1 protein-coding gene is annotated in these 2,892 nt (G+C 69.8%); it reads right to left on the bottom strand.

Going from position 1 to position 2,892, the window contains the following annotated elements:
* Positions 1-2,892: transcription-repair coupling factor (gene mfd, locus GA0115259_RS30415; protein ID WP_093602961.1), on the bottom strand; the 2,892-nt coding region annotated here is incomplete at both ends.

The raw sequence follows: 2,892 nt of genomic DNA, 5'->3' as shown, positions 1-2,892 counted from the left end.
GGGACCCGCAGCCGCTCGCCCGGCGCGTAGTCGTGCGGGACATGCGCGTCCACCGGGAGCTCGATCTTGACCTCCAGCGGCGGCTCCTCCTCCACCGAGCCGTCGACCGACGCCCGGTAGTCCGCGACCGCCTCGCCCACCATCCGTACGTACAGATCGAAGCCGACGCCCGCGATATGGCCGGACTGCTCGCCGCCGAGCAGATTGCCCGCGCCGCGGATCTCCAGGTCCTTCATGGCGACATACATGCCCGCGCCCATCTCCGTGTGCTGGGCGATCGTCGCGAGCCGCTCGTGCGCGGTCTCGGTCAGCGGCTTCTCCGGCGGATACAGGAAGTACGAGTATCCGCGCTCCCGCCCTCGCCCGACCCGGCCGCGGAGCTGATGGAGCTGCGAGAGACCGAAGTTGTCACCACGCTCCACGATCAGGGTGTTGGCGTTGGAGATGTCGATACCGGACTCCACGATCGTCGTGGAGACCAGGACGTCGAACCTCTTCTCCCAGAAGTCCACCACCACCTGCTCCAGCGCGCTCTCGCCCATCTGTCCGTGCGCTGTCGCGATCCGCGCCTCGGGCACGATCTCGCGCAGCCGGGCCGCGGCCCGGTCGATCGACTCCACCCGGTTGTGGATGTAGAAGACCTGGCCCTCGCGCAGCAGCTCGCGCCGTACGGCCGCGCCGATCTGCTTCTCCTCGTACGGTCCGACGAAGGTGAGCACCGGATGCCGCTCCTCCGGCGGTGTCGTGATGGTCGACATCTCGCGGATACCGGTGACGGCCATCTCCAACGTACGGGGAATGGGCGTCGCGGACATGGTCAGCACATCCACATTGGCGCGGAGCTTCTTGAGCTGCTCCTTGTGCTCCACGCCGAAGCGCTGCTCCTCGTCCACGATGACCAGTCCCAGATCCTTGAACTTGGTCTCGGCCGAGAACAGCCGGTGCGTACCGATGACGACATCGACCGCGCCCTCGCGCAGCCCTTGGAGCGTGGCCTTCGCCTCCGTGTCCGACTGGAAGCGGGACAGGGCCTTCACAGAGACCGGAAACTGCGCGTACCGCTCGGAGAACGTACCGAAGTGCTGCTGCACCAGCAGTGTCGTCGGCACCAGGACCGCGACCTGCTTGCCGTCCTGGACCGCCTTGAAGGCCGCCCGTACGGCGATCTCCGTCTTGCCGTAGCCGACATCGCCGCAGATCAGCCGGTCCATCGGGACCGTCTTCTCCATGTCCTCCTTGACCTCGGCAATGGTGGAGAGCTGGTCGGGCGTCTCCACGTAAGGGAAGGCGTCCTCCAGCTCCCGCTGCCAGGGCGTGTCCGGGCCGAAGGCATGGCCCGGAGCGGCCATCCGCGCCGAGTAGAGCTTGATCAGATCGGCGGCGATCTCCTTGACGGCCTTCTTGGCGCGCTGCTTGGTCTTCGTCCAGTCCGCGCCGCCGAGGCGGTGCAGCGTCGGGGCCTCGCCGCCGACGTACTTGGTGACCTGTTCGAGCTGGTCGGTGGGGATGTAGAGACGGTCGCCGGGCTGGCCGCGCTTGGCCGGCGCGTACTCGACCAGCAGATACTCACGCGTCGCGCCCTGCACCGTGCGCTGCACCATCTCCACATAGCGGCCCACGCCGTGCTGCTCGTGGACGATGTAGTCGCCCGCCTCCAGCGTGAGCGGATCGATGGTCTTGCGGCGCTTGGCCGGCATCCGGGCGCCGTCCTTGCCGGCCGCCTTCTGGCCGGAGAGATCGGTCTCGGTGAGCACGGCCAGCTTGAGGTCGGGATCGACGAATCCGTAGTCGATCGAGCCGGTGGCGACATGGACGACAGACGGAGTGATCTCGGCCAGACCGCGTACGCCGCGCGCGCCCGGGGTGTCGAGCCGGGCCGGGATGCCCTCGCCGCTCAGCACCTCGACCGTACGGGAGGCCGTGCCATGGCCCTCCGTGACGAAGACGGTGCGCCAGCCGTCGGCGAGCCAGCCCTTGGTGTCGGCGAGCGCGCGGGCGGTGTCGCCGCGGTACGACTCGGGCGCGTGCATTCCGAGCGTGATGGACTCCTCGGTGAGGTCCTCGTCAACGGCGAACGGGGACACAGACCACCACATCATGCCCAGCTCGCGCGCCCGCTCCCGGACGTCCGCGATGCCCCACAGCGAGGCCGCGCCGACATCGATCGGGGCCTCGCCGCCGCCCGCGGTGGCGGCCCAGGACGCCTGGAGGAACTCCTGGCTGGTCGCCACCAGGTCCGCGGCCCTCGTCCTGACCCGCTCGGGATCGCAGACCAGGGCCATCGCGCCGGCCGGCAGTACGTCGAGCAGCAGCTCCATGTCGTCCACGAGGACGGGAGCGAGGGACTCCATGCCCTCGACCGCGATCCCTTCCGCGATCTTGCCCAGCAGCTCGCCCAGCTCGGGATGCTCCTCGGCGAGCGCGGCGGCCCGCTCCCGTACCTGCGGTGTGAGCAGCAGCTCACGGCAGGGCGGCGCCCACAGTCCGTGCTCGGCGACCTCCAGGGAGCGCTGGTCGGCGACCTTGAAGTAGCGGATCTCCTCGACGTCGTCGCCCCAGAACTCCACCCGCAGCGGGTGCTCCTCGGTGGGCGGGAAGACATCCAGGATGCCGCCGCGCACCGCGAACTCGCCGCGCTTCTCGACCAGCTCGACCCGGGCGTACGCGGCTGCCGCCAGCGCCTCCGTCACCGCGTTCAGATCGGCGCTCTGCCCGGAGCGCAGCGCCACCGGCTCCAGGTCGCCGAGCCCTTTGACCTGCGGCTGGAGCACCGACCGTACGGGCGAGACCACCACGCTGACCGGGCCGGCCGTCGGATCGTCCTTCGCGGGATGCGCGAGCCGGCGCAGCACGGCGAGCCGCCGGCCGACGGTGTCGGAGCGCGGGGAGAGC

Origin of the sequence: Streptomyces sp. MnatMP-M17, assembly GCF_900091995.1 — a bacterium.
GTDB lineage: Bacteria > Actinomycetota > Actinomycetes > Streptomycetales > Streptomycetaceae > Streptomyces.
This window is presented reverse-complemented; position numbering and strand designations above follow the sequence as displayed.